Annotated in this window: 23 protein-coding genes; 18 read left to right on the top strand and 5 right to left on the bottom strand. The window is 65.4% G+C overall.

The features are described 5' to 3' along the window. Nucleotides 1-52: 52 nt before the first annotated feature. From htpG to R5N89_RS11015, 4 genes are all read left to right on the top strand, one after another. Entirely contained in the window at nt 53-1,939 is a 1,887-nt protein-coding gene (gene htpG, locus R5N89_RS11030; RefSeq protein ID WP_110566764.1) for a molecular chaperone HtpG, read from the top strand. A 307-nt stretch (nt 1,940-2,246) separates the two neighbouring features. Further along, the gene (gene mtnA, locus R5N89_RS11025) at nt 2,247-3,338 is read left to right on the top strand and encodes an S-methyl-5-thioribose-1-phosphate isomerase (protein WP_110566941.1); all 1,092 of its coding nucleotides are present in this window, start codon (nt 2,247-2,249) and stop codon (nt 3,336-3,338) included. 134 nt (nt 3,339-3,472) lie between these two features. Next, nucleotides 3,473-5,269, top strand: a complete 1,797-nt coding sequence (aspS, locus tag R5N89_RS11020) for an aspartate--tRNA ligase (RefSeq protein WP_110566762.1) — start codon at nt 3,473-3,475, stop codon at nt 5,267-5,269. Nucleotides 5,270-5,274: 5 nt separating this feature from the next. After that, a complete protein-coding gene (locus tag R5N89_RS11015; protein ID WP_244192026.1) occupies nt 5,275-6,165 on the top strand; it encodes an EipB family protein in 891 nt (296 codons plus the stop codon). Here R5N89_RS11015 and R5N89_RS11010 read toward each other — a convergent pair. The 3 genes from R5N89_RS11010 to R5N89_RS11000 all read right to left on the bottom strand — a co-directional run bounded on the left by R5N89_RS11010 (nt 6,140) and on the right by R5N89_RS11000 (nt 7,666). Continuing rightward, nucleotides 6,140-6,925, bottom strand: a complete 786-nt coding sequence (locus R5N89_RS11010; protein WP_110566760.1) for an exodeoxyribonuclease III — start codon at nt 6,923-6,925, stop codon at nt 6,140-6,142. The two genes, R5N89_RS11015 and R5N89_RS11010, sit on opposite strands and share 26 nt — an antisense overlap. Further along, on the bottom strand, nt 6,922-7,287 hold the full coding sequence (locus R5N89_RS11005; protein WP_078526520.1) for an iron-sulfur cluster assembly accessory protein: 366 nt from the start codon (nt 7,285-7,287) through the stop codon (nt 6,922-6,924). Before R5N89_RS11005 ends, R5N89_RS11010 begins: the two co-directional genes overlap by 4 nt. 178 nt (nt 7,288-7,465) lie before the next feature. Then, complete coding sequence (locus tag R5N89_RS11000; protein WP_244192025.1) at nt 7,466-7,666, bottom strand: hypothetical protein; 201 nt, start codon at nt 7,664-7,666, stop codon at nt 7,466-7,468. 128 nt (nt 7,667-7,794) lie between these two features. Between R5N89_RS11000 and R5N89_RS10995 the strand changes: the two genes are divergently transcribed. The 8 genes from R5N89_RS10995 to serS all read left to right on the top strand — a co-directional run bounded on the left by R5N89_RS10995 (nt 7,795) and on the right by serS (nt 15,226). Then, nucleotides 7,795-8,043: a hypothetical protein gene (locus tag R5N89_RS10995; RefSeq protein WP_244192024.1), complete on the top strand. Its 249-nt coding sequence runs from the start codon at nt 7,795-7,797 to the stop codon at nt 8,041-8,043. Nucleotides 8,044-8,154: 111 nt separating this feature from the next. After that, complete coding sequence (gene argS / locus R5N89_RS10990; protein ID WP_110566758.1) at nt 8,155-9,960, top strand: arginine--tRNA ligase; 1,806 nt, start codon at nt 8,155-8,157, stop codon at nt 9,958-9,960. Then, a complete protein-coding gene (locus tag R5N89_RS10985; RefSeq protein WP_110566756.1) occupies nt 9,957-10,931 on the top strand; it encodes an SPOR domain-containing protein in 975 nt (324 codons plus the stop codon). Before argS ends, R5N89_RS10985 begins: the two co-directional genes overlap by 4 nt. A gap of 57 nt (nt 10,932-10,988) precedes the next feature. Beyond that, nucleotides 10,989-11,810, top strand: a complete 822-nt coding sequence (locus tag R5N89_RS10980) for a ScpA family protein (RefSeq protein WP_110566937.1) — start codon at nt 10,989-10,991, stop codon at nt 11,808-11,810. Next, a complete protein-coding gene (gene scpB, locus R5N89_RS10975; protein ID WP_244192023.1) occupies nt 11,810-12,505 on the top strand; it encodes an SMC-Scp complex subunit ScpB in 696 nt (231 codons plus the stop codon). The genes R5N89_RS10980 and scpB overlap by 1 nt, the downstream gene beginning before the upstream one ends. A gap of 78 nt (nt 12,506-12,583) precedes the next feature. Beyond that, the gene (tatB, locus tag R5N89_RS10970) at nt 12,584-13,144 is read left to right on the top strand and encodes a Sec-independent protein translocase protein TatB (RefSeq protein WP_110566754.1); all 561 of its coding nucleotides are present in this window, start codon (nt 12,584-12,586) and stop codon (nt 13,142-13,144) included. Between the two features lie 7 nt (nt 13,145-13,151). Beyond that, nucleotides 13,152-13,961, top strand: coding sequence for a twin-arginine translocase subunit TatC (gene tatC, locus R5N89_RS10965; protein ID WP_208624606.1), 810 nt, complete (start codon nt 13,152-13,154; stop codon nt 13,959-13,961). Next, complete coding sequence (gene serS, locus R5N89_RS10960) at nt 13,961-15,226, top strand: serine--tRNA ligase (protein WP_110566752.1); 1,266 nt, start codon at nt 13,961-13,963, stop codon at nt 15,224-15,226. The genes tatC and serS overlap by 1 nt, the downstream gene beginning before the upstream one ends. Nucleotides 15,227-15,321: 95 nt before the next feature. On the opposite strand, the gene R5N89_RS10955 is transcribed toward serS, so the two are convergent. Further along, nucleotides 15,322-17,790: a helicase-related protein gene (locus R5N89_RS10955; protein WP_110566750.1), complete on the bottom strand. Its 2,469-nt coding sequence runs from the start codon at nt 17,788-17,790 to the stop codon at nt 15,322-15,324. A gap of 293 nt (nt 17,791-18,083) precedes the next feature. Between R5N89_RS10955 and R5N89_RS10950 the strand changes: the two genes are divergently transcribed. Beyond that, entirely contained in the window at nt 18,084-18,962 is an 879-nt protein-coding gene (locus R5N89_RS10950) for a ferredoxin--NADP reductase (RefSeq protein ID WP_110566747.1), read from the top strand. 132 nt (nt 18,963-19,094) lie between these two features. After that, entirely contained in the window at nt 19,095-20,495 is a 1,401-nt protein-coding gene (gene gorA, locus R5N89_RS10945; protein ID WP_110566745.1) for a glutathione-disulfide reductase, read from the top strand. A gap of 167 nt (nt 20,496-20,662) precedes the next feature. On the opposite strand, the gene R5N89_RS10940 is transcribed toward gorA, so the two are convergent. Continuing rightward, nucleotides 20,663-21,007: a hypothetical protein gene (locus R5N89_RS10940; protein WP_110566743.1), complete on the bottom strand. Its 345-nt coding sequence runs from the start codon at nt 21,005-21,007 to the stop codon at nt 20,663-20,665. 307 nt (nt 21,008-21,314) lie between these two features. Here R5N89_RS10940 and R5N89_RS10935 point away from each other — a divergent pair, with 307 nt between their 5' ends. From R5N89_RS10935 to gltX, 4 genes are all read left to right on the top strand, one after another. Next, nucleotides 21,315-22,718, top strand: coding sequence for a class II 3-deoxy-7-phosphoheptulonate synthase (locus tag R5N89_RS10935; protein WP_110566741.1), 1,404 nt, complete (start codon nt 21,315-21,317; stop codon nt 22,716-22,718). Nucleotides 22,719-22,749: 31 nt separating this feature from the next. Continuing rightward, nucleotides 22,750-23,919, top strand: a complete 1,170-nt coding sequence (locus tag R5N89_RS10930) for a nicotinate phosphoribosyltransferase (protein WP_110566739.1) — start codon at nt 22,750-22,752, stop codon at nt 23,917-23,919. A 14-nt stretch (nt 23,920-23,933) separates the two neighbouring features. Continuing rightward, nucleotides 23,934-24,299: a hypothetical protein gene (locus R5N89_RS10925; protein WP_078526548.1), complete on the top strand. Its 366-nt coding sequence runs from the start codon at nt 23,934-23,936 to the stop codon at nt 24,297-24,299. Between the two features lie 146 nt (nt 24,300-24,445). Next, nucleotides 24,446-25,783 (top strand): glutamate--tRNA ligase, encoded by a 1,338-nt coding sequence (gene gltX, locus R5N89_RS10920; RefSeq protein ID WP_110566737.1) that lies wholly within the window; start codon nt 24,446-24,448, stop codon nt 25,781-25,783. Nucleotides 25,784-25,824 lie beyond the last annotated feature (41 nt).

Below are 25,824 nucleotides of genomic sequence, written 5' to 3'. Positions count from 1 at the left end.
ATCCAATACAAATTGTAACCTGATGCAGTGCAACAGACAGACTGGATAAGCCATGACCGAACAGACCACCACGACCCCACCCGAAGCCACGGGCGAACAGCATGAATTCAGCGCCGAGGTCGGCCGCCTGCTCGACCTTGTGGTGCATGCGCTCTATTCCGAGCGCGAAATCTTCCTGCGCGAACTCGTCGCCAACGCGGCGGATGCCACCGACAAGCGCCGCTTCGAGGCCCTGACCGATGGCGCGCGCGCCCTGCCCGAAGATGCCAAGATCCGCATCAACCCCGACAAGGACGCCCGCCTGCTGACCATCAGCGATGATGGCGCGGGCATGAGCAAGGAAGACCTTGCCCGCAACCTTGGCACCATCGCCCGCTCCGGCACCCGTGCCTTTGGTGAGGAACTGGCCAACGCCAAGCCCGAGGACAAGCCGAGCCTGATCGGCCAGTTCGGCGTGGGTTTCTATGCCGCCTTCATGGTGGCGGACAAGGTAGACGTGATCTCGCGCCGCGCAGGCAGTGACGAGGCGTGGTGCTGGTCCTCCACCGGCAAGGGCAACTACACCATCAGCCCCGCCACGCGTGACAAGGCGGGCACCGACATCATCCTGCACATCAAGGAAGATGCGAACGACTTCCTCGATTCGTGGCAGCTTGAAACCATCGTGCGCAAATGGGCCGACCACATCTCGTGGCCGATCACCATCGTCAAGGATGATGGCGAGGAAACGTCCGCCAACAAGGGCACCGCGCTGTGGCGCAAGCCGCGTGGCGAAATTGATGAAGAGCAGCTCAACGAGTTCTATCGCCACGTAAGCCACAACTTCGACACGCCCTGGGCCACGCTGCACTGGCATGCCGAAGGCACGATGGAGTTCTCCGCGCTGCTGTTCATTCCCGGCAGCAAGCCCTTCGAGTTCGCCGAGCCGGTGCGCGAGAGCCAGATCCGCCTGCATGTCCGCCGCATGTTCATTACCGATGATGCGGGCCTGCTGCCGCCGTGGCTGCGTTTTGTAACTGGCGTGGTCGATACCGAGGACCTGCCGCTCAACGTCTCGCGCGAGATGCTGCAGGCCACCCCGGTGCTCGCCCGCATCCGCAAGGCCGTGACCAACCGCGTGATCTCGGAACTCAAGACCCGCAGCAAGGACGAGGCGGATTTCGAGAAGTTCTGGGACAATTTCGGCCCCACCTTCAAGGAAGGCATCTGGGACGACGCGACCCACCGCACGGAACTCGCCGCCATCGCCCGCTTCCGCTCCAGCACGCAGGAAGGCTGGACCACGCTTGATGCTTACCTTGAGCGCAAGAAGCCCGAGCAGGAAGCCATTTACTACCTGACCGGCGACCGCACGGAAATGCTGCCTTCCTCGCCGCAGCTTGAGGGTTTCCGCGCACGCGGCATCGAGGTGCTGCTGCTGTCTGACCCGGTGGACTCGTTCTGGCCCGAGCGGCTGGGCGTGTACAAGGACGTGCCGATCCGCAATATCAGCCAGTTCCACACCGATCTGGAAAAGTTCGGCGCGCCGGAGGAAACGCAGGCTGAAAAGGACGCGCTGGAAGTCGTGATCCCCGCGCTGAAGGAAGCACTGGGTGATGCGGTGTCCGACGTGAAGGGCACCAACCGCCTCGTTAACAGCGCCGTTGTGCTGGCCGCCCCCGAATCCGGGCCGGACCTGCAGATGATCCGGCTGATGAAGCGCAGCGGCCAGCAGGTGCCCGACACCGCGCCGGTGCTGCAGGTCAACCCCGCCCATCCGCTGATCGCCGATCTCGCCACCCGCGTGAAGAATGGCGACCCGGTGCAGGATATTGCGCTGACGCTGATGGACATGGCCCGGATTCAGGATGGTGAAAGCCCGAAGGACCCCACCGGCTTCGCCCAGCGTCTGACCACGATCCTGACGCGCCTGCCGCTGACGGACGGCCCGCAGGGCTGAGCCACCCTGCGCTGAATGATGCGCCCGAAGCATCCCGCCATGCGCCCTGCATGGCGGGATGTTGCGTTTTTAGGGCACATGCTGCCTTAAGGCAGGGGGCTTTTCATGTTCCGGTGTAGCCCTGTGGGCTGACTGCCTGTATGATCCTGCCCATGCGGGAACGGGTTACGCTGCCTTATGGCAGAAAAACCGCAACTGCGGCTTTATTCAAAGTATTCAGGCGGCAGGGCCTTGAACGCGCTTCGGCCGGATGCTTCCCTACACGCCCTTTTTTGTGTTCCGGTTTTTGGATGGCGGCAAGTCTTATATGAAAATTGATAACGTCTCTTATCGCAGTGTCTGGGTGGATGCGGATGATGGCTGGTCGGTCCACATCTTTGACCAGACCCGTCTGCCCTGGTCGCTTGACATCCTGCGCCTGACCGAGCGGGATCAGGTGGCCCATGCCATCCGCACCATGCAGGTGCGTGGCGCGCCGCTGATTGGCGCCGTGGCCGCCTACGGGCTGGCGCTGGCGCTGCGCCATGACAGCAGTGATGAAGCGATGGAGCGCGATGCGGCGTTGCTTGCGGCCACCCGCCCCACGGCGGTCAACCTGGCCTGGGCCATCAGGCGCATGCTCACCCGCCTGCGCACCACGCCCCAGGCCGACCGCGTGGCCGCCGCCTATGACGAGGCCGGGCGCATCTGCGATGAGGACGTGATCCAGAACGAGGCCATCGGCCGGCAGGGTCTGGAACTGATCGAGGAGATCGCCGCCCGCCGCCCCGGCCCGGTCAATATCCTCACGCATTGCAACGCGGGCTGGATCGCCACGGTGGACTGGGGCACGGCCCTTGCGCCCATCTACATGGCGCATGACCGTGGCATTGAGGTGCATGTGTGGGTGGATGAAACCCGCCCGCGCAATCAGGGGGCCTCGCTCACCGCGTGGGAACTGGGCAGCCATGGGGTGAAACACACGGTCATTGCCGATAACGCCGGCGGTCACCTGATGCAGCATGGCCAGGTTGACCTCGTGATCGTGGGCACCGACCGCGTAACCCGCACAGGTGATGTTGCCAACAAGATCGGCACCTACCTCAAGGCGCTGGCGGCGCGTGACAATAATGTGCCCTTCTGGGTTGCGCTGCCCTCGACCACCATTGACTGGACCATCAGTGACGGTGTGAAGGAAATTCCCATCGAGGAGCGTAATGGCCGCGAGGTCACCCACATCCAGGGGCGTGATGCGGAGGGCCGCGTGACAGGCGTGCAGCTTGTGCCCGATGGCAGCCCGGCTGCCAACCCGGCCTTTGACGTCACCCCCGCGCGCCTCGTGACCGGCCTGATTACCGAGCGCGGGCGCTGCCCCGCCACGGCGGACGGGCTGTGCGATCTCTTCCCCGAATACGTGTGAGCATGGCCCCGCGCACAGGGGCCGTGCAGCTATAACCTTGACAGGCGCGGGCGGGATTGGCTTTGTCGCGCCTGCAACCGGGTGCGACCCTTTGTGGCCGCGCCCCCCAAATCTGGTAGAATCAGGACAAGAGCATGCATCCCTATCGTACCCATAGCTGCGCGGCCCTGCGGGCTGCCGATGCCGGGCAGACGGCCCGCCTTTCCGGATGGGTACACTCCAAGCGCGATCATGGCGGCCTGCTGTTCATTGACCTGCGCGACCATTTCGGCATGACGCAGATCGTGATCCCCGCAGGCTCCCCCGTGCTGGAAACAGCCGAGCGCGTGCGCGTGGAAAGCGTGCTGACCGTGACAGGCGAAGTGGTGCTGCGCGATGGCGCAACCAAAAACCCCAACCTGCCCACCGGCGAGATCGAACTGCGCGCGCGCGAGATCGAGGTCCAGTCCAGCGCCGATGTGCTGCCGCTGCAGGTGGCGGGCAGTGAGCACTACCCCGAAGACCTGCGCCTGACCTACCGCTACATCGACCTGCGGCGCGAGAAGGTGCACCGCAACATCATGCTGCGCGCGCAGGTGATCGCCAGCCTGCGCAAGCGGATGACGGATCTGGGCTTTGTCGAGTTCCAGACCCCGATCCTGACCGCATCGTCGCCCGAGGGGGCGCGTGACTTCCTCGTGCCCGCGCGCATGCATCCGGGCAAGTTCTATGCCCTGCCGCAGGCCCCGCAGCAGTTCAAGCAGCTGGCCATGGTGGCGGGGTTTGACCGCTATTTCCAGATCGCGCCGTGCTTCCGTGATGAAGCGGCGCGCGCCGACCGCTCGCCCGGCGAGTTCTACCAGCTTGATTTCGAGATGGCGTTCGCAACACAGGAAGACGTGTTCGCGACCCTCGAGCCGGTGATGGAAGGCGTGTTCCGCGAATTCGGCGGTGGCCGCATCGTGAGCGAAGGGCCGTTCGAGCGCATTCCCTACGCCACGGCCATGGAAGTCTATGGCAGCGACAAGCCCGACCTGCGCAACCCGCTCAAACTCTCGGATGTGACCGAGGCGTTTGCCGGTTCCGGCTTTGGCCTATTTGCCCGCATCGCAGCCGACGGTGGCCAGATCCGCGCCATTCCCGCCCCCGGTGCGGGTGACCGCCCGCGTGCATTCTTTGACAAGCTCAATAACTGGGCGCGTGAATCGGGTGCCGGTGGGCTGGGCTACATCATCTTCGCCGAAGAAGGTGGCAAGGGCCCGATCGCCAAGAACCTCGAGGCCGAGCGCATCGAGGCCATCCGCGCCAAAACCGGCCTCAAGGCGGGTGACGCCGTATTCTTCGTGGCGGGCAAGGGCGATGAGATGGTCAAGTTCTCGGGCGCCGTGCGCACCCGGGTTGCAACCGAACTCGACCTGATCGAGCAGAATGCCTTCCGCTTCTGCTGGATCACGGATTTCCCGATGTACGAGCGCAATGAGGAAACGGGCGAGATCGACTTCTCGCACAACCCGTTCTCCATGCCGCAGGGTGGCATGGACGCGCTCCAGAATCAGGACCCGCTGACCATCAAGGCCTATCAGTACGATATCGTGTGCAACGGCATCGAACTCTCCTCAGGCGCGATCCGTAACCACCAGCCTGATGTGATGATCCGCGCCTTCGAGATCGCGGGCTATCCCGCCAGCGAGGTCGAGGCCCGCTTTGGCGGCATGCTCAACGCCTTCCGCTATGGCGCGCCGCCGCATGGTGGCTCGGCGCCGGGTGTGGACCGTATCGTGATGCTGCTCGCCGATGAGCCGAACATCCGCGAGGTGATCCTGTTCCCGCTCAACCAGCAGGGCGAGGACCTGATGATGGGCGCGCCCGCCCCCGTCGAGCCGCAGCGGCTCAAGGAACTCTCGCTCGCCCTCGACCTGCCGCGCCCCAAGCCCGGCCAGAAAAAGGACTGAGCGCCATGACCGCCGTGAAGGACTCCTCCCTCACGGCGCGCCGCATTGTGGTGCGGCGGGCGTATCAGCGTGGCGTGATCGCGGCCATGGTGGCTACGGGGCTGTGGCATGGCCAGGCGCTGGCCGCCCCGGCCGCGGGCATGGCGGCGCACCGGGCGGTGTATGACCTTGTCCTGTCCGCCGTGGGCAATGGCGATGTGGTGACGGCGGAGGGAAAGCTGACCTTCGTGCTGTCCGACATGTGCACGGCCTGGTCCACCCAGCAGCAGTTGCATGTGCGCAGCGTGGGGCGGGGCGGTGACGAGCACAACAGCGATTCCGATTACGCGGTACTGGAGGACAAGGATGGCTCATCCCTCATCTTCCGCGCAGACCAGAGTGAAAACGGCCAGCCCAGCCCGCGCATAGCGGGCGAGGCGCATATGCGCCCCACCGGCGGCAGGGTGCATTATACCGCGCCCGGCGTGCATGACGTGGCGCTGCCCGCGGGCACGCTGTTCCCCGTAGCGCACACCACCCGCGTGATCGCGGCAGGGCAGGCGGGCCAGACCGAGATCGCGCCACCCCTGTTCGATGGCACGGTCGAGACCGGGGCGCTGAATACCTACGTGCTGCTGCTGGCCCGCGAGGCGCCGCCGGTCGCAACGCCTTTTGCAGCCCTTGCCCCCCTTGGGGCGCAGCGGGTGCATATTGCCTACTACAACCCCACCACGCGTGACATGGGGCCGATATTCGAGCAGGGCATGCGCTACTTCGCCAATGGCGTGGCCGACAGGCTCGACCTTGATTTCGGGCAGTTCAGGCTGGCGGGCACGTTGCGCGAGTTCCGGCTGCTGCCAGCACCCGAGCACTGCCCGCCAGCCACGCCCCTCAGCCCGCCGCGTCGGCCACTGTAACGGCCAGCGGCACGTGGTCCGATGGCTGGGCCTTGCCGCGCTCATCGCGCGCAGGCAGGGCGCTCAGCAGCCGTTCGGCCAGGCGGGGCGAGAGCAGGGCATGGTCGATGCGCAGCCCGCTGTCACGCTGCCAGGCGGCAGCCTGATAATCCCAGAACGTATAGAACCGCCCGGTGGGGTGCAGCGCGCGCAGCGCATCGGTCAGGCCCAGCCAGAGCAGGCGGCGGAAGGCGGCACGGGTGGCCGGGCGCAGCAGCGCATCATCGGGCGAGAGCGCGCCGGGAGCACAGTCCTCATCGGTGGGGCAGACATTGTAGTCACCAAGCAGCACGAAGTCCTGCCCGGCCGCGAGCATGGCGTGGGCGTGCAGGGCGAGTGCGTCCATGAAGGCAAGCTTGGAGTCGTAGCCCGCACTGCCGCCGGAATTGCCGTTGGGCAGGTACAGATTGCCAAAGATCACCCCGCCTGCGCGAATTTCCACGTAGCGGGCCTGCGGCGGGTCGGTTTCCCAGCCGGGCAGGGCGGTGTGGATGACCTCATGCGGCAGGCGCGTAAGGATGGCCACGCCGTTATAGCTTTTCTGCCCCACCACGATGCTGTTATAGCCCGCTTCCCTGAAGGCCTCGGCGGGGAAGATCTCGGTGGCGCACTTGATCTCCTGCAACGCCAGCACGTCGGGCTGCTCGCGGGCAAGGTAGTCAAGCACATGGTCAAGGCGCTGGCGGATGGAATTGACGTTCCAGGTAACGAATTTCATCATTCCACCGAGAAGCTGGTGCCACACCCGCACGAGGAGGCCGCCTGCGGGTTGCGCACCGTGAAATGCGCGCCCATCAGGCTGTCATCAAAATCAAGCACGGCGCCGCTCAGCAGGTCCATGCTGGCGGGGTCAACGAGCACGCGGGCGGTGCCTGCGGCAATGACGATATCATCGGGCCGGGTTTCGGGTTCAAGCGCGAATTTATACTGAAAGCCGTTGCAGCCACCCGCCTCGACCGCCACCCGCAGGGCTGGCTCGCCCGTGGGGGCGGCGGGCTGCTCATCAAGGATCTCGCGCAGGCGATTGGCCGCCGAATCCGATACGCGGAACATCTCGGCCGGGGGGGAAGGGGGCGTGGACATCGGGTTTCACCATGATCTGTGCACGCAGGCCGGGGCCACTTCATGTTGGCGGTGGGCTGCGGGCGGGTTATGGATGTACGGCAGTTATGGTCTTTACCGTTTCATCCATGGCTTGGTCCTGATCCTATATGAGCACTGCACCCTACGCTGTCCAGACCGCTAAGGCCCGTAGCAGGCTCTACCCCGAGGCCAAGGCACAGCTCGCCGCCCTGTCCGATGATATCGCCTGCATGTCCATGACCTTGATGACGGCCTGCGCGCAGGGCTTCTGCATATCGAGGAACCCGAAAGCCTGCCGGGAGTGGGTGCGGCCCTCGCAGCCGCCCGTGCCGCAGCGCTTGCGCGGCATGCCAGCAAGGCCGATCCGCGCCTGCGTCATGAAACCATCCGCCACGCCATCAACACGCTGGCCATGGACCTGATCGGCCAGACGCAGCGTAACCTTGCCCGCCCTGCGCCGATCACATCCACCACGCCGGCCGCCCTGTGGTGGTCTGCAGCCCGGCCATGGCCGGGGTCAATCTGGCTATCCGCCATTTCCTGTATGCGCGGCTTACGGTCGAATCGATCTTTACCATTCTCGGCACCGATATGACCCTGCTGCCCGATGGCACCAGCGCGCCAGCCCCTGCCGCCTGCGCGGCGGATGATATGGCAGGTGCATGCCGGGTGGTGGCCGATTATAGTGCCGGTATGACCGGTTGCTGCACCATTGAGGCATATCGACGGTTGACGGACCTGTCCTCGCCGGGGTGAAACACGCGCAGCACGATCTTCCGCCTGCCACCGCTTTTGCGCGATGCCGGCGGGCCATACCATGCCGGGCCACAGGGCCTGTTACCGTTATCTGTTGGGAAACCAAGCCGCATGTCAGACAGTCTGTTCGCCCGTTACCTCACGCATGTGCGCGATGCGCTGCGCGCCACCATGCCCGACCTGCCCCCAGCAGCCCTTGAGCGTGTCGAGGTTACGCCCACCCGCGACCCCGCACATGGCGACCTTGCCACCAATGCGGCGCTGGTCATCTCCAAGGCGGCCCGTCGCCGCCCGGCCGAGATCGCGGCGGAACTGGTCACGGCGCTGGCCAGCGTGCCGGGCATTGCGCAGGCCGAGGTGGCAGGCCCCGGCTTTGTCAACATGCGCCTCGCCCCCGCCGTGTGGCAGGCCGTGGCGCGTGACGTGCTGCACGCAGGCGAGGCCTACGGCACGAGCAGCGCTGGCCGTGGCGTGAAGGTGAATGTGGAATATGTCTCGGCCAACCCCACCGGGCCGATGCATGTGGGTCACTGCCGCGGCGCCGTGGTGGGTGACGTGCTGGCCAACCTGCTGGCCAAGGCGGGTTATGAGGTCACGAAGGAATATTACATCAACGATGCCGGGGCGCAGGTGATCGCGCTGGCCTGGGCCACGTACTGGCGTTACCTGCAGGCGCTCCACACCACCGTGACGGAAGAGGAATTCGCAGCCGTGGTGCCCGGCGGCGCCATCCAGTATGGCGGCGACTACCTTGTGCCCGTGGGCGAGGCGCTGGCCAAAAAACATGGCGAAAGCCTTGCCGCCCCCGGCCTCAGGCCCGCCGATCCAGCCCTGTGGCTCGAGACCGTGAAGAAAGAGGCGGTCGATACCATGATGGGCATGATCCGCGAGGATCTGGCCGCCCTCGGCGTGCATCATGACGTGTTCACCAGCGAGGCCGGTATCCTGGCTGATGGCGAGACCGACCGCGCCATCAGGAAGCTGGAAGACAAGGGCCTGATCTACGAAGGCGTGCTCGAGCCCCCCAAGGGCAAGCTGCCCGATGACTGGGAAGCCCGCCCCCAGACCCTGTTCCGCTCCACCGAATTTGGCGATGATGTCGACCGCCCGCTGCGCAAGTCCGATGGGTCGAACACCTACTTCGCCAATGACATTGGCTACCATGCCGACAAGATCCGTCGGGGGGCTGATGTGCTGGTCGATGTATGGGGTGCCGACCATGGCGGTTACGTCACCCGCATGAAGGCTGCTGTTGCGGCGCTGGCTACTGATGGCCGCCCGGTGCTTGACGTGCTTTTGTGCCAGATCGTGCGCATCGTGCGTGATGGGCAGCCGGTGCGCATGTCCAAGCGCGCGGGCACGTTCGTCACCCTGCGCGACCTGATTGACGAGGTGGGGCGGGATGCTGTGCGCTTTACCATGCTCACCCGCAAGGCCGATGCGCAGATGGAGTTCGACCTGGATCAGGTCGTGGCCCAGAGCCGCGACAACCCGGTGTTTTACGTGCAGTACGCCCATGCGCGTTGCTGCTCGGTGCTGCGCGCGGCGGCAGCCCTTGCCAATGCGGGCAGGCTGCCCGGCGGCCTCACGCCGGCCGAACTGGCCACGACCGACCTGTCAGGGCTGGGCGCGGATGCGGAACTGGCCCTTTTGCAGCGCATGGCGCAGTGGCCGCGCATGGTCGAGTCGGCGGCGAGCGCGCATGAGCCGCACCGCATTGCGTTCTATCTCAATGAACTGGCCTCCGATTTCCATGCATTGTGGAACCGGGGCAAGGATGACACCACCCTGCGCTTCGTGCAGGAAGATGACGTGGCCACAACCCGCACGAAGCTCGCCCTTGTCGAGGCGACGGCAACCGTGCTGCGGTCGGGCCTGAACGTGCTCGGCGTGCAGCCGGTCGAGGAGATGCGATGAGTCCTGACGATACCCCGCAGCGCAATGGTGGTTCCGATGATCTTCGGAACAACCCCGCGGCACCCGATCCCTATGCCGAGCGCCCCGCCACGCGCGAGCGCATGGGGGCTGATTCCAACCCCGACCTGAACACGCGCTCGCCCATGGAGCCAGCCGATGACATCGGCCCGCGCACGCCGCCGCGTGGCAGCAGGGGCGGGACTGATTTCAAGGCCCTGCTGGCGCGCCTTGCAGGCAGCAGCCTGCTCGGCGATGACCCGCTGACCCGCAAGCTGGTCTATGGCGCGGCCGGGCTTGGCGGCATTCTGGTCATTGCCATTGGTGGCTGGTCTCTGTTTGGCCATCATGAAGGCGGCATTGCAGTGCTTGGCCCGCCACCGGGGCCGGTGCGCGTCAAGCCCGCTGATCCGGGTGGCATGCAGATTCTGGGCGCAGGCGATGGCATGGCCGCTGATGGCGGCGTGATGCGCCTCTCGCCCCCGCCCGAGCAGCCCCAGCCCGATGCCATGGCCCGGCAGTATGCCCCGCCACCGGGCAGCGACAGCGCCGATGGCGGCAATGCCACCCCGCCGCCTGCGACCGCCGCAGCCCCCGCCGAGCAGCCTGCCACCCAGCCCGAGCCTGCCCCGCAGGAGGCCGCCCAGAAGCCAGCGGAACCGGTAAAGCAGGCCGAGGAGGAACCCGCTGCCCTGCCGCCGCCGGTGCCGCGCGCCCTCAATGAGGGCAGTGGCGCCTACAGCGTGCAGTTGGCCGCCCTTGATTCGCAGGAGGCAGCGCTGAAAAACTGGAGCCATCTGCTCAGCCGCTACCCCGGCGTGTTCGGTTCCTACCAGCCTGCCGTCATCAAGGCGGAGCGCAGTGGCAAGACGTTCTACCGCCTGCGCATCAAGGGGCTGAGCAAGGCGCAGGCCGCATCGGTGTGCGAGAAGGTCAAGGCCAAAAGCCTGCCGTGTGAACCGGTCCATTCCTGAGCGCACCCCATGACCCGGCCAGAGGAGGCAGGGCGGGCGGCTGGCACGCCCGCCCCCATGGCTGACGCCACGCAGGGGCAGCCGACTTCGCCCATCGTGCATCTTGACGGGTTCGACGGGCCGATGGACCTGCTGCTTGAACTCGCCCGGGCGCAGAAGGTGGATCTGTGGCGCATTTCCATCCTTCAGCTTGTCGAGCAGTTTTTGGCGGTGGTGCGCTCCATCCCTGCCGTGCGGCTGGAGCAGGCGGCGGACTGGCTGGTCATGGCGGCATGGCTGGCCTGGCTCAAGTCGCGCCTGCTGCTGCCCGAGGATGATGGCGAGGACACCGATGCCGAGGACGCAGCTACCCTGCTGCACGAGCGCCTGCTCGAACTTGAGCGCATGGTGCAGCTTGGCCGCTGGCTTGGCGCGCGCGACCAGCTTGGCCATGAAGTGTTTGAGCGCGGGCAGGCCGAAAGCCTTGTAGCGATTGACCGCTCGGGGCTGGCGGTGGATGTGCCGCAACTCATGCGCGGCTATATGGCCGCCATGCGGCGGCGCGCGCGCAAGGCCACCTACCAGCCGCGCCCGCCACGGTTCTGGACCGTGCAGGACGCGCTGGCGCGGCTGCGGCGCATGCTGGGCACGCTCATGCCTGTAGACTGGTGCGGGCTGGAGGCCTTTCTGCCGCCTGCCGCGGGGGTGGACAGTGCTGGCCCCCTGGCCGAGACCGGCCGCAGGGCCGCCGTGGCGGGCACGCTGCTGGCCAGCCTGGAGATGGCGCGTAATGGCACGATCGAACTGCGGCAGGCGGAACAGTTTGGCCGTATCCTGCTGCGTGAGCGGGTGGCGGAAGACCCCGCCACCCCAATGCAACCTGAAGGGGAGAGGCCCTGATGAACGACCCCGAGCAGCCTGACCTTATCCTGCCGGTGCAGGACGTGGTGGAAGACATCACGGTGCGGGATTTTTCGCTGCGCCTTGTCGAGGCCCTGATCTTTGCCCGCGCCGACCCGCTCAGCACCCGCGCCATTGCCGAGGTGCTTGGCGCGCAGGGCGGCATCCCGCATGATACCGCTGACCGCGATGCCTATGTGGCGGCGACGCTGGCCGCCCTTGGCGCGCAGTATGCCGGGCGGGGGGTGGAACTCGTCGAGGTGGCGGGGGGCTGGCAGTTCCGCACCGCCCCCGATCTGGCTCCGCGCCTGACGCGCGTGATGCCGCGTCCGCGCAGGCTGGCGCGCTCGACCATGGAAACGCTGGCCATCATCGCCTACCACCAGCCCTGCACGCGCGCCGAAATCGAGGAAATCCGCGGCGTAAGCCTGAGCCAGCAGGTGCTCGACACCCTGCTCGAGGCCGAACTGATCATGCCGCTGGGCCGCAAGGAAGTGCCGGGACGGCCGATCCTGTGGGGCACGTCAAACGGCTTTCTGCGCCATTTTGGCCTCAAGGATCTGGGCGACCTGCCCCGGCGCGAGGAACTGCTGGTGGATGTGCCCGATGCAGCACCCGAACCGCCTGATGGCCCGCAGGCGGTGGAGGGTGGCGATGATGCGCCGGATGAGGTTCCTGACGCGCCCGGGGCGTGATAGGTGTGCGGGGCAGGATGATGGTGTACGGTTCTGCGCGGACCGCAAGGGGCGGGCGCGGTAGGGAAGGAACGGCTGATGTTCGATTTTGCATGGTCTGAATTTGCCCTGATCGGGGTGGTGGGCCTGCTGCTGATCGGGCCGAAGGACATGCCTGTTGCCATCCGCACCGTAACCGGGCTGATCAAGAAGGCCCGCGGCCTCGCCACCGAGTTCCAGTCGCATGTGGATGAAATGGTGCGCGAGGCCGACCTGACCGAGGCGCGCGACCAGCTTGGCAGGCTCAAGCGCATGAACGTGCGCGACAAGATCATGAGTGCGATTGATGGGGATGGCGCCCTGCGCCGCTCGCTTGATGATACGCATGAGGCGGCGCAGTCCGCCATGTCGGCACCCGTAACAACGCCTGCATCGGCCCTGCCCGAGCAGGCCATTCCCTCACGCCATTACATTCCGCCCCTTGTTGATGACAGCCCTGCGGAGGAGGACGCACCCGATGCGCCCGATTTCCTGCCGCCGCGCACCGCCCGGCGCATTGCCGCCGAACTGCCGCGCCTTACCCCTCCCGCCTTCCTGCCGCCAGTCCGGGTCATTCACCGTGGCCAGCGCGTTGGCGTGACCCCCGCAGGGCAGGAATAGGAACACGATGGACGCCCAAGACGAAAACCCGAACCCGGACGCCATTGATGACCAGCCCATGCCGCTGCTCGAGCACCTTGTTGAACTGCGGCGCAGGCTGCTGTGGTCGATGGTGTCGTTCGTGGCGTGCTTTGCGGTCTGCTACTACTATTCCGAGCAGATCTACTTCTTCCTCGCCAAGCCGCTGGGCGACATCATGCGCCAGAAAGGCGAGCAGCCGCACCTGATCTATACCGCGCTGTACGAGGCCTTCTTTACTTACATGAAGGTCGCCTTCTTTGGCGCGGCCTGCCTGTCCTTCCCCATGGTGGCGGTGCAGGCGTGGATCTTTATCGCACCCGGCCTGTACCGCAGCGAGAAGCGGGCCTTTGCGCCCTTCCTCGTTGCCACGCCCATCATGTTCGCGCTTGGCGCGGCGCTGGCCTATTATTTCATCTTCCCCGCCGCGTGGAAGTTCTTCCTGTCGTTCCAGACGGCGGACGGGCAGGACGGCCTGCAGATCGAACTTCAGGCCAAGGTGTCGGAATATCTTTCGCTGGTGATGAAGCTGATCCTGGCGTTCGGCATGGCGTTCGAGCTGCCGGTGGTGCTGACGCTGATGGCCCGCGTGGGGCTGGTCACGTCAAAGGGACTGGCGAAGGTGCGCCGCTACGCCTATGTGGGCGCGTTCGTGGCCGCCGCCATCCTGACCCCGCCCGATGTCATTACCCAGACCGGCCTGGCCGTGCCGCTGATCGGGCTGTACGAAATTTCCATTCTCTGCGCCCGCCTTGTCGAGCCGCGCAGACCGCCTGAAGAAACCGAGGAGACCCCCTGATGCACGACCTGCGTGCCCTACGCGCCGACCCCGCAGGCTTTGACGCCGCCCTGAAACGGCGCGGGGCGCCCGCCGTGGCTGATGGCGTGCTGCTGCTGGACACGGAGCGCCGCGCCGCCGAGACCGAACTGCAGGAGCTTCAGGCCAGCCGCAAGAAAATCTCCAAAGAGATCGGGGGTTTACGCAAATCCGGCGCGGATACTTCGGCGCTGGAAGAGCGCGTGGCACACGGCAAGGCGCGGATGGAGGAACTCCAGACCCGCGTGGATGAACTTGACAGCCAGGTCCGCGGCACGCTCGAAAGCCTGCCTAACCGGCTTGACGCCTCCGTGCCCGATGGGGCGGATGAAAGTGCGAACGTGGAAGTGCACCGCAATGGCGTGGTGCGCGAATTCAGCTTCACCCCGCGTGAGCATTTTGAACTCGGTGAAGCCCTCGGCCTGATGGATTTCGAGACCGCATCGCGCCTGTCGGGTGCGCGGTTCGTGGTGCTGCGTGGCGCGCTCGCCCGCATGGAGCGTGCGCTCGGTCAGTTCATGCTCGACCTGCACACCACCGATAACGGCTACGAGGAAACTGCCGTGCCGGTGCTGGTCAATAACGAGGCCATGTACGGCACCGACAAGCTGCCCAAATTTGCCGACCAGTCCTTCCGCACCGAAGATGGCCGCTGGCTCATCCCCACCGCCGAGGTGCCGCTGACGGCCAGCGTTTCGGGCCAGATCCTGCCCGCCAATGTGCTGCCGCGCAGGCTGGTGGCCCTTTCCTCATGCTTCCGCAGCGAGGCGGGGGCGGCAGGACGTGATACGCGCGGCATGCTGCGCCAGCACCAGTTCCAGAAGGTGGAGATGGTCAGCATCACCACGCCCGAGGAAAGCGACGCCGAGCACGAGCGCATGACCCGCTGTGCCGAGATGGTGCTAAAGAAGCTGGGCATTCCCTATCGCCGCCTGCTGCTATGCGCGGGCGATACCGGCTTTGGCGCGGCCAAGACCTTCGACCTCGAGGCCTGGCTGCCCGGTCAGAAGGCCTGGCGCGAGATCTCGTCGTGTTCCACCACGCGCGACTTTCAGGCCCGGCGCATGAATGCCCGCTACCGCGCGGCCGACGGCAAGCCCGCCTTCGTGCACACGCTCAACGGGTCCGGCCTTGCGGTGGGCCGCACGCTGATTGCGGTGATGGAAAACTACCAGAACGAGGATGGCAGCATCACCGTACCGGAGGTGCTGCGGCCTTATATGGGTGGAATTGAAGTCATCCGCTGACAGCAGATAAAAGTTTTTGGGCGCCGCCTTTTTTCAAAAAGGCGGCGTTCTTTTGAAGCTTTTTGGAAAAAGCTTCACCAAAAACTTCTTTCCGTTCAGCGTCTTTTACGGTGCGGGCGTTTGCCCTTGGGCGGGCCGCCATCGCGGTTGGCCCCCCTGCGGCCCGGCGGGTTGGCGCGACTGTCGGGGCGGAAGGGTGAGGCGGATGTCGCGCGTGCGCGCACGCTCTGCTGGCGCAGCACGTCCTCGATCCAGTCATTCAGCCGGGCCGTGGTTTCCTCCGCATCCTCGCGGTTGACGTAGGCCTCGGGGAAGCGCAGGGCCAGCCACCGCCATGCCACCAGCCGCTTGTGGCGCTTTTCGGCGCGTTCAAGCTCCGTGCGCTCGGCGCGTTCGGCAGGGGGCAGGCGGCCCGTGCCCGGCGGCGGCACGCTGTTGCCTGCGGCGTGGTCCGCCGCCCAGTGCACGAGGCGCTGGATGCCGTTATCACGGTCATCGACGGGGCACATGGCATAGACCCAGCGCTGGGCCAGTGTCAGGTCCGGCACGCCTTCGAGTGCTGTGGCGATGGCGAAGGCCTGCTCCATGTTGGCCAGCCGGTAATTGGGGTCATCGCGCCGCAGCACCGCGCGGCGGATGCGCACCAGCACGCCGAACAGGCTGTCCGAGCCGATCTCGGCGGCAACCGCCTGCACGATGTCGGCATCGGGCTGCACCTGCGGGCGCATGTCCTCGATCGGCTGCGGCGGGGCGGCCAGCATGGCATGGATGAAGGACGGGCTGCCCACGCCCTCCAGCACCGCCACCACACCCTGTTCATGCTTGCCAAAGCGCCCGGCGCGGCCACCGATCTGCTTGACTTCCTGCGGGTTGAGGTCGCGGGTCTGGTTGCCGTCATATTTGCGCAGGGCTGCAAACACCACGCGGCGGATGGTCAGGTTCAGCCCCATGCCGATGGCGTCGGTTGCGATCAGGATATCGGCATCACCATTATTGAAGCGCTGCGCCTCCGCCCGGCGCACTTCGGGGCTGAGCGCGCCATACACCACCGCCACCCGCTTGCCGTGGGCGAGCAGCAGGGCGCGCAGGTCGAGCACCTCGCGGCGCGAAAAGGCAATCAGCGCATCATGCTTCTGCAATTCGGGCAGGCTGACCGCGCGTTCGGCGGCAACCAGCGGGCTTTTGCGCTCAAGGCGGATTTCATCCACCGGGTCGCCGCACAGTTCGGCAATGCGCCGGACCATGGGGATGCAGTCCGGCGCGCCAAGGATGAACAGGTGCCGCGCAGGGGCCCCCATGATTGCCGCCGTCCAGGCCGCGCCCCGGTCGGGATCGGTCAGCATCTGGGCTTCGTCGATGATGGCGACATCGACCGGGTTGTTCAGCGGGCACATCTCGACCGTTGCGGCAAGGTGGCGGCTGCCGGGCACGTCAATGCGTTCCTCGCCCGTGGCGAGCGAGGTCGGCACGCCGCGCGCGGTCAGCGACTCGCGAAACTCATGGGCCAGCAGGCGCAGCGGCGCCAGCGCCAGCCCGCTCTCGGCGCGTGCCAGCGCATCAAGCGCCGTGTGCGACTTGCCGCTGTTGGTCGGCCCGGTCACCAGCGTGATGCGGCGGTTGAGCGCGCGCGCGGTACGGAAATGGGCTGCGTAACGGTCGAGCGCCGCCACCTGCGCGATCACGGCATTGCCCACGCGTTTATTGCCCAGATCGGGGGCGAGGGGGGCGCGTTTGTCGCTTTCCGGTCCCTCGCGCCGCCATTCGGGCAGATTCTGGCGCAGGGCCATGAGTTCGGTGGGGTCGAACTCCCAGCGTTCCTGCCCGCCCGCCTGCGGTACGCGGCGGGCGACGGGCAGGCGGTTCTCGGCAATCCAGCGCAGGGCCTCGCGCTGCGAGCAGCGCAGCAGGCCGGGCACGTCGCTGAAGGGCACAAGGCTCTTTTCCCACTCGCGCAGGCGCTGCACTTCCTCGCGCCGGCGGGCACGCGCCGTGTCCTCTATGCGGGCATCGCGATCCTTGCGGCTACTTTCCGCCGCATCGAGGCTGGCGGCAAACGCTGCGGGGTCGGCCACGGCAAAGGCATCCGCCACGGCCAGGGCCAGGGTGTGCAGTTCACCGGGCGAGAGCATGCGCCCCGTGCCATCGAACAGGTCGGAGCGGATGTTCTCCACCGCCATCTGCGGGGTATCACCCTGGGCGCGCAGTTTCTCGTGCAGCACGGGGGTCAGGGCCGCGAGCAGGGTGGCGTCATCGGGCTCGGGGGTCTCGACCGTTTTCGCTGCGGCCTCGGTATCCGCGCGGGTGACCCAGACCTGGCCTGCCCGGCGGGTCAGGTCCATCAGGCGCGAGCCCCACGGCTTGCGGCGCACGGTGCACAGGGCGGCGCGGAAGGTTGCGTCATCCACCCGGTCAGCGCCGGGGGCGAGCGTGCGGGCGATCACGCGCTCGAGCTTGGGGCGCTCGCGCGTTTCAACATGCAGGCCGGTGGCGGCGATGGCCGCATCAAGCGCCAGCGCGGCAGGGGCTGCGGTGGACGCGTCGCGATCGGAAAATTCTGAACTCATGCTTCCTATGTGCGTCATCCATGCGGCGGGGACAATGGACTCCGGCTTGCATCGGCATGGGAAATCATTGAATAGAAGCCTTCATCGTACGCGTTTGACGTGACACGCGCGCCCCGGAACGGGCCTTATGCGGCAGGTTCAGCCGCCCGTGGTGCGTGATATGTTTGTTTTGTGCTGGAAATCCACGTTGTGGATGGCCTAAACATGCCCCCCTTAGCCATATCGTTGTGGGCGGCGCATGTTTCAGGAAATCCTGTGTCTGCGTCATATCCAGCCGGGAGAATGATAACCAGATGTCCGATACGTTGATTATGCCAACCAGTGAGACCATGCTCACCGGCCTCGCCCCGGTCGAGGGGCAGCCCGGCGTGTTCCACCTTGCCGAGCCCACCAAGGAATACGGCCACCTGAATGCCGAGACCGTGCTGTCCGTGCATCACTGGACCGACCGGCTGTTCACCTTCACCACCACGCGCGACCCTGCGCTGCGCTTCGAGAACGGCCAGTTCACGATGATCGGCATCGAGGTCGAGGGCAAGCCGCTGCTGCGCGCCTACAGCATTGCCAGCGCGAATTACGAGGACCACCTCGAATTCCTGTCCATCGCCGTGCCTGATGGCCCGCTCACCTCGCGCCTGCGCCACGTCAAGGTGGGTGACAAGGTGCTGATCGGCCGCAAGCCCGTGGGCACGCTGCTGCTTGATAACCTGCGCCCGGGCCGCAACCTGTATTTCCTGTCCACCGGCACGGGGCTTGCGCCCTTCATGAGCCTGATCAAGGACCCGGAATGCTACGAGCGTTACGAGCACGTGATCCTGAGCCACACGGTGCGCATTTCGGGTGAGCTGGCCTATGCCAACCACATCCGCCACGAACTGCCCGAGCATGAATTCCTGGGCGAGGACGTGAAGGGCAAGCTGCTGTACTACCCGGCTGTTACGCGTGAGCCGTTTGCCGTGACCGACCGCATCACCAAGCTGATCGAGACGGGCAAGATCTTCACCGATCTCAACATCCCCGAACTCGACCCCGAGCATGACCGCGTGATGATCTGCGGCTCGCCCGAGATGCTGGCCGATACCGAGAAGATGCTCCAGGAGCGTGGCTTCGACGAGGGCAACAACTCCCACCCCGGCGCTTACGTGGTGGAAAAGGCGTTCGCCGAGCGCTGATCCCGCCCACATCACCCCCGGCCATTTTGCCATGGCCGGGGTTTTTTATTGGCCCCGCCCCGCGCATGGCGGGTCATTGCCGGAATGCGGCGTGCTGTGTCCCGTCCGGCCGAGACAGGATGCACAACCGGCATGAGTTATGATTTTGATCTGTTTGTCATTGGCGCGGGTTCCGGTGGCGTGCGCTGCGCGCGCATTGCCGCCAGCCACGGAGCACGGGTTGCCGTAGCCGAAAGCCGCCACTGGGGCGGCACCTGCGTCAATCTGGGCTGCGTGCCCAAGAAGCTGATGGTGCAGGCCAGCGATTATGGCGACTGGGTGGATGACAGCCACGGCTTTGGCTGGAACACGAAGCGTGGCCACAATGACTGGGCCGCCCTGATCGCCGCCAAGGACCGCGAGATCGCACGGCTGAACGGCATCTATGTCTCGATGCTGGAAAAGGCTGGCGTGGCCCTGTTCACCGGCCACGCCACCATCGAGGACGCGCACACCCTGCGCATCGATCCCTCGCCACTCGCGCCCCATGAAGCCCCGCGCCGCGTCACCGCCGCGCGCATTGTCATTGCAGTCGGCTCCACGCCCACCCTGCCCAAATTGCCGGGGGTGGAATACGCCATCTCGTCCGATCAGGCCTTCCACCTTGAAGAGCGCCCCGCCCGCGTGTGTCTGGTGGGGGGTGGTTATATTGGCGTGGAGTTCGCCGGTATCTTCCGTGGGTTGGGCTCATCGGTTGATCTGGTCTACCGCCAGAACCTGCCGCTGCGTGGCTTCGATGCCGATCTGCGCCACGCTTTGCATGATGCGATCGACCTGCGTGGCATCCGCCAGCACGTGGCGGCCTCGCCCACCGCGATTGAAAAACAGGCCGATGGCAGCTTCGTGGTGCATCTTGATAATGGCACCCGCATCGAGACCGACTGCGTATTCTTCGCTACCGGCCGCCACCCCAAGATCACCGGGCTGGGGCTTACGCAGCTTGGCGTGGCGATGGAGGAGAACGGGCGCATCATCGTTGATGACAAGAGCGAGACGACGGTGCCCGGCATTTACGCGATAGGCGACGTGACCAACCGCCTCAACCTGACCCCGGTCGCCATTGCCGAGGGCCATAACCTTGCCGACCGCCTGTTTGGCAAGGCGCCCCCGCGCGAATGGTGCTATGCCACCACGCCCAAGGCGGTGTTCTTTACCCCCACCCTGTCCAGCGTTGGCCTGACCGAGGCGGAAGCAGCGAAGGAAGGGGATGTGGATGTGTATGTCAGCCGCTTCCGCCCCATGCGCAACACGCTGAGCGGGCGCGCGCAGCGCACGTTGATGAAGCTGGTGGTCGATCAGGCCAGCCAGGTGGTGGTCGGTGCCCACATGCTGGGTGATGATGCGCCCGAGATCATGCAGGGGCTGGCCGTTGCCGTGACGGCAAGGCTGAAAAAGACCGACTGGGACCGCACGATCGGTATTCACCCCACGGCGGCGGAGGAATTCGTGACCATGCGCACCCGCACGCGGGTTACGCCGCGCAGCGCGGGTTAAAAGAAGGTCAAAAACAGTTAAAGTTTTTGGGCGCCGTTTTTTTTAAAGGCGGCGTCTTTTGAAGCTTCTTGAAAAAAGCTTCACCAAAAACTTTTATCTGGATTCAGGCCCTGCCCAATAAAAAACCGCTGCGGGGTCAGCCCCGGCAGCGGTTTTCTGTATCCGGCTTAGCGGGGGGCAACCCAGCCATTGCCGGTGGAATCGCCAAGCTGGCCATCGCCGTTGATCCCGCTGCTCTGGTAGGCCGTGCCGAAGCGCGACAGGTCCGTGCCCGTGACCGAATCACGATGCACGTGCTCCAGATGATCGGGGTCCGGGCCGTGGTTGAGTTCCATCGACGGTGCTTCCTCATAGCCGGGCGGCAGATGGCCGCGCTGGCCGTGAACAGTCATCCGGTCCTGATCTGAACTGCTGGTGTCGTCCTGGCTGGCCGGGGCCGCCATGGCCGTCACGCTCAACAGGCACAGCCCGGCCGAGAGGGCGGTTATGAGTTTCCCACGTGAGGTGGCCATGATCCGTAATCCTTTTACCTGAGAGGGCAGCATGCCAAGGCTTTTTTGCTAAGGGAAGCGGTGACGTGGCAGGCCAACCATACCTCTTTTACATATGGGCGGGCCTGCTGCGCAATACGACCCCAAGGGGCCGCAAGCAGCCTGACTTGTGGCTCCCATGCAACATTTATGGGGCCTGTCCCGCCACCCATATCACAAAGCGCCGCGAACAGGCTTTGCCATATGCTGGTTTTTTCGACATAAAGGCGGCCCTTCCGCCTGCGGGTGGAAAGGGTGTCTTGTATCAAGAGGAATTAGGATCCGACCCATGAGTGCGACGCACAGCCACAACAGTTCTTCCCGGCAGGCCTGGACGCCGGAGAGCTGGCGGTCGTTTCCCGCGCGGCAGATGCCGCGATACCCCGACGAGACAGCCCTGAGCGGCGTGGAGGCCCGCCTGCGCCGCTACCCGCCGCTGGTCTTTGCCGGTGAGGCCCGCCGCCTGCGCGCCCACCTGGCCAAGGCCGCCACGGGGCAGGCCTTCGTGCTGCAGGGTGGGGCGTGTGCCGAAAGCTTCAGCGAATTCACCGCCGATATCGTGCGCGACACCTTCCGCGTGCTGCTGCAGATGGCGGTGGTGCTGACCTTTGGCGCCAAGGTGCCGGTCATCAAGATCGGGCGCATGGCGGGCCAGTACGCCAAGCCGCGCTCATCGGATACCGAGACGAAGGACGGCGTGACCCTGCCGTCCTATCGCGGTGACATCATCAACGGCTCCGACTTTACCGAAGCCGCGCGCATTCCTGACCCGAAGCGCATGGAAACCGGCTACTTCCAGTCGGTTGGCACCATGAACCTGCTGCGCGCATTCGCCAGCGGCGGTTATGCCAACCTGCATGAGGTGCATCGCTGGAACCTCGGCTTTGTCGAGCGCTCGCCGCTGGCGCAGCGTTATGGCGAACTGGCCGGGCGCATTGGCGAGACGCTGGACTTCATGGCGGCGTGCGGCCTGAACGCCACCACCACGCCCCAGATCGACGAGACCGAGTTCTACACCTCGCACGAGGCCCTGCTGCTGCCCTACGAGCAGGCGCTGACCCGCATCGATTCGACATCGGGCGAATGGTATGACTGCTCGGCCCATTTCGTATGGATCGGTGATCGCACCCGCCAGCCCGATGGCGCGCATGTCGAGTTCCTGCGTGGCGTGCGCAACCCCATCGGCATCAAGGTTGGCCCCACCACCACCATCGAGGACCTCGAGCAGCTGCTCGACATTCTCAACCCCTCGGATGAAGCCGGGCGCATCTCGCTCATCTCGCGCATGGGGGCGGGCAAGGTGCGCGATCACCTGCCGCCGTTGCTCGAGAAAGTGATGGCCACGGGTCGCACCGTCACGTGGCTGTGTGACCCCATGCACGGTAACACCAGTTCGACCTCGACAGGCGTCAAGACCCGCTCGTTCGATGCCATCCTGTCCGAGATCCACGGCTTCTTTGATGTGTTCGAGGCCGCGGGCGCCAGCCCCGGCGGCGTGCATTTTGAAATGACGGGCCAGAACGTGACCGAATGCATCGGTGGCGCCCATCGCCTGACGGAAGATGATCTGGGCGAGCGCTATGAAACCTTTTGCGATCCGCGCCTGAATGCGGAACAGTCGCTGGAGATGGCATTCCGTCTGTCTGAGGAACTGAAGACGCGGATGCACCGGATGGCTGGCGGGGCACGCTGACCCCGCCCTGAAAAGCGGGAACGGAGGGTAAATGACCCAGGGTGAACCGGCAGGCCGTGACAGGCTGGCCAGCGCGGCGGATGACATGATCGCAGCCCGCACGGATGCGTATTTCAACCGCACGCGCGCCATCGTGGAGCATTTTGGCGACAGGAAGGTGACATATGCCATCTTCCTGCGCCGCCCCGTCATTTCCGCCCCCCGGCTCATGACCGAGTGGCTGCGCGCGGTGGGCAGCGCGGGCGGCATCACCATCGACACCACGGTTCTGTACCCCGAGAGTACATGGGTGGGGGCGGGCGAGCCGCTGGCCTACGTAACCGGCTCGTTCGCAGCCCTTGCCCCGCTTGAGACACTGGCGCTCCAGCGCCTTGGCCCGGCCTGCGTCGCGGCCCATAATGCCTATCAGATGGCCATGGCGCTGCCACATGTGCGCTTTCTGGCTATGGAAGCCCGCCATTGCGCGGGTTTTGGCATGCAGGAGCAGATGGCCTATGCCGCCTCTGTTGGCAGCCATGCCGCCCAGAAGGAAGGGGCGCATGGCTTCATTGGCGGCGCGAATGATGCCACGGCCCATTATTTTGGCACCAACCATGGCCTAGGCACCATGCCGCACGCGCTGGTAGGCTATGCGGGCTCGACCCTGCGGGCGGCCGAGATGTTCCATGAGGTCTATCCCGCAATGGACCTTGTCGTGCTGGTTGACTATTTTGGCCGCGAGGTGACGGACGCGCTGGAAGTGTGCCGGCACTTTCCCGAACTTGCGGCGCAGGGGCGGCTGTCCGTGCGGCTCGACACGCATGGGGGCCGCTTTCTTGAAGGGCTGGACCCGCAATCCTCCTATGACGTGCTCGAGCGCCACACGCCGGGCACCATCCGGCGCTACCGCTCGGACAAGGAACTCAGCCACCTTGTGGGCACCGGGGTCTCGGCGGCGGCCATCTGGCGCATGCGCGAGGTGCTGGATGAGGCGGGGTTCCCGCATGTGCGCATTATCGCCTCATCGGGTTTCAGCGTGGAAAAATGCCTGAGCATGGCCGATGCCCATGCCCCGGTGGATGTGATCGGCACGGGCTCGTTCATCCCTGATCGCTGGTCCGAGACTTACGCCACGGCGGATATCGTGGCGTATGACGACGTGCCCCGGGTCAAGGCGGGGCGCGAGTTCCTGCTGCGCCGCACGCCACACGCTCCCGAATAACGAAAGGCTTCATCTTGTCAGAAAACATCTTTGCCCCCGAGGGCGGCTGGCGCGTGCGCATCATCGACCTGTCAGGCGGTGCCGAGGACAATATTGTCGAGGAAGTGGGCGGTTTTCCCGACCTGATCCAGGCCAACGCCTTTGCCCGCGCCTATGTGCGTGACAGCATCGAGCGCTGCCGCATGGCAGGCCTTTCGGCGGCCGACATCCTCAAGGCCTGGTTCGCGTTTGGCGAGGATGCGGAGGTGCTTGAAGCAGGCGAGCAGGGCTGGCGCTCAGCCAATGAACTCGATGATTTCGCAGCCCATGCGGCCACCCCCATGGAGCGCGACTGGCGCGCCTTCGACCCGCGCCGGGGCGATGATGAGGACGAAGCGTAAAAGCCCCGCAGGGTCTTTTTTCAAAAAGCTTCAGAGAACGCCGTCTTTTTGAAAAAAGGCGACACCTGAAAACTTTTATCCATGCCAGGGCGCGCGAGCAGGCGTGCTCTCTGGCGTTCGGGGCGTAATCGCCGCATATAAGGGGCATGAAACTCCGTTTTGCGCCTAGCCCGACCGGGCTGATTCATGTTGGCAATGCGCGTCAGGCCATTGCCAATGCCCTGTTTGCCCGCCGCCACAAGGCCAGCTTCCTGCTGCGGATTGACGATACCGATCGTGCCCGCTCGAAGGAGGAATACGTGCAGGCCCTGCAGGATGACCTGCGCTGGCTGGGTGTGGAGTGGGATGAATTTGTGCGGCAGTCCGACCGTCTGGACCGCTACGCGCTGGCCATCGAGGCGCTCAAGGCCAGCGGGCGGCTGTATCCGTGCTTCGAGAGCGAGCAGGAACTGGCCTCAAAGCGCGAGGCCCGCATCCGTATGCGCAAGCCGCCGGTCTATGACCGCGCCATGCTGCGCATGACGCCCGCGCAGCGCGCACAGGCCGAGGCCAATGGCAAGGTGCCGTACTGGCGCTTCAGGCTGTCCGATCATCGCACGGTGGAATGGAACGACCTTGTCATGGGTTCGTGCCGGGTCAAGCTGCCTGCCATTTCCGATCCCGTGCTGGTGCGGGCCGATGGCACGGTGCTGTACACGCTGGCCTCGGTGGTGGATGACATGGAACTGGGCATTACCCACATCATCCGTGGCGAGGACCACGTGACCAATACCGGCGTGCAGATCGACATTGCCGAGGCGCTGGGGGCGAAGCGCAACCGCTTCACCTTCGCGCATCTGCCGCTGCTGCTGGATGAGGGCGGGGGCAAGCTGTCCAAGCGCTTTGATGGCCTGTCGATTCGGGCCCTGCGGCAGGATGGGGTCGAGCCTTCGGCCATCGTCTCCTACCTTGCCCGCCTTGGCAGCGCGGATGACCCGGCCCCGCTGTCATTTGATGAACTGGCCAGGACCTATGACCCGGGCCGTGTCTCGCGTTCAGCAGCGCGGTTTGACATGCGGCAGTTGCTGGGGCTGAACCGCCGCATCATGCACGCGATGCCGTTTGAGGAAATCCGCGCCCGCCTGCCCGAGGGGGCGACCGAAGCCTTCTGGCTGGCCGTGCGGGGCAATGTGGATATGGCAGGTGAACTGCGCCACTGGTGGGATGTGGTGGCGGGCGAGATCGTGCCGCCCGTGATTGATGAGGCCGACCGCCCCTTCCTGCTCCACGCACTGGAGTCGCTGCCTGCCGAGCCGTGGGATGAAACCACGTGGAAGACGTGGACCGCTGCGGTGAAAGAGAGCACGGAGCGCACTGGTCGCGCCCTGTTCCACCCCCTGCGCTTGGCGCTGACGGGCGAGGAGAGCGGGCCGGAAATGCGTGACCTGCTGCCGCTCATGGGCCGCGCCCGCGTGGCCGACCGGCTTCAGGTCGCTGCACGCTGATACAAAAAAGGCCCGGTTACGCACCGGGCCTTTTTTGTAAA

Origin of the sequence: Komagataeibacter sucrofermentans DSM 15973 (assembly GCF_040581405.1) — a bacterium.
Lineage (GTDB): Bacteria > Pseudomonadota > Alphaproteobacteria > Acetobacterales > Acetobacteraceae > Komagataeibacter > Komagataeibacter sucrofermentans.
Note: the sequence above shows the minus strand (reverse complement) of the source record. Positions and strands in the feature narration are given on the sequence as shown.

Coding starts and splice junctions, on each gene's coding strand:
- R5N89_RS10955 (WP_110566750.1), bottom strand. CDS start 17,790: ATGAGTTCAGAATTTTCCGATCGCGACGCGTCCACCGCAGCCCCTGCC.
- scpB (WP_244192023.1), top strand. CDS start 11,810: ATGAACGACCCCGAGCAGCCTGACCTTATCCTGCCGGTGCAGGACGTG.
- serS (WP_110566752.1), top strand. CDS start 13,961: ATGCACGACCTGCGTGCCCTACGCGCCGACCCCGCAGGCTTTGACGCC.
- R5N89_RS11015 (WP_244192026.1), top strand. CDS start 5,275: ATGACCGCCGTGAAGGACTCCTCCCTCACGGCGCGCCGCATTGTGGTG.
- R5N89_RS10935 (WP_110566741.1), top strand. CDS start 21,315: ATGAGTGCGACGCACAGCCACAACAGTTCTTCCCGGCAGGCCTGGACG.
- R5N89_RS10995 (WP_244192024.1), top strand. CDS start 7,795: ATGGCCGGGGTCAATCTGGCTATCCGCCATTTCCTGTATGCGCGGCTT.
- R5N89_RS11000 (WP_244192025.1), bottom strand. CDS start 7,666: ATGACGCAGGCGCGGATCGGCCTTGCTGGCATGCCGCGCAAGCGCTGC.
- tatC (WP_208624606.1), top strand. CDS start 13,152: ATGGACGCCCAAGACGAAAACCCGAACCCGGACGCCATTGATGACCAG.
- R5N89_RS10985 (WP_110566756.1), top strand. CDS start 9,957: ATGAGTCCTGACGATACCCCGCAGCGCAATGGTGGTTCCGATGATCTT.
- htpG (WP_110566764.1), top strand. CDS start 53: ATGACCGAACAGACCACCACGACCCCACCCGAAGCCACGGGCGAACAG.
- R5N89_RS11005 (WP_078526520.1), bottom strand. CDS start 7,287: ATGTCCACGCCCCCTTCCCCCCCGGCCGAGATGTTCCGCGTATCGGAT.
- R5N89_RS10930 (WP_110566739.1), top strand. CDS start 22,750: ATGACCCAGGGTGAACCGGCAGGCCGTGACAGGCTGGCCAGCGCGGCG.
- argS (WP_110566758.1), top strand. CDS start 8,155: ATGTCAGACAGTCTGTTCGCCCGTTACCTCACGCATGTGCGCGATGCG.
- aspS (WP_110566762.1), top strand. CDS start 3,473: ATGCATCCCTATCGTACCCATAGCTGCGCGGCCCTGCGGGCTGCCGAT.
- R5N89_RS10940 (WP_110566743.1), bottom strand. CDS start 21,007: ATGGCCACCTCACGTGGGAAACTCATAACCGCCCTCTCGGCCGGGCTG.
- mtnA (WP_110566941.1), top strand. CDS start 2,247: ATGAAAATTGATAACGTCTCTTATCGCAGTGTCTGGGTGGATGCGGAT.
- gorA (WP_110566745.1), top strand. CDS start 19,095: ATGAGTTATGATTTTGATCTGTTTGTCATTGGCGCGGGTTCCGGTGGC.
- tatB (WP_110566754.1), top strand. CDS start 12,584: ATGTTCGATTTTGCATGGTCTGAATTTGCCCTGATCGGGGTGGTGGGC.
- gltX (WP_110566737.1), top strand. CDS start 24,446: ATGAAACTCCGTTTTGCGCCTAGCCCGACCGGGCTGATTCATGTTGGC.
- R5N89_RS11010 (WP_110566760.1), bottom strand. CDS start 6,925: ATGATGAAATTCGTTACCTGGAACGTCAATTCCATCCGCCAGCGCCTT.
- R5N89_RS10980 (WP_110566937.1), top strand. CDS start 10,989: ATGGCTGACGCCACGCAGGGGCAGCCGACTTCGCCCATCGTGCATCTT.
- R5N89_RS10950 (WP_110566747.1), top strand. CDS start 18,084: ATGTCCGATACGTTGATTATGCCAACCAGTGAGACCATGCTCACCGGC.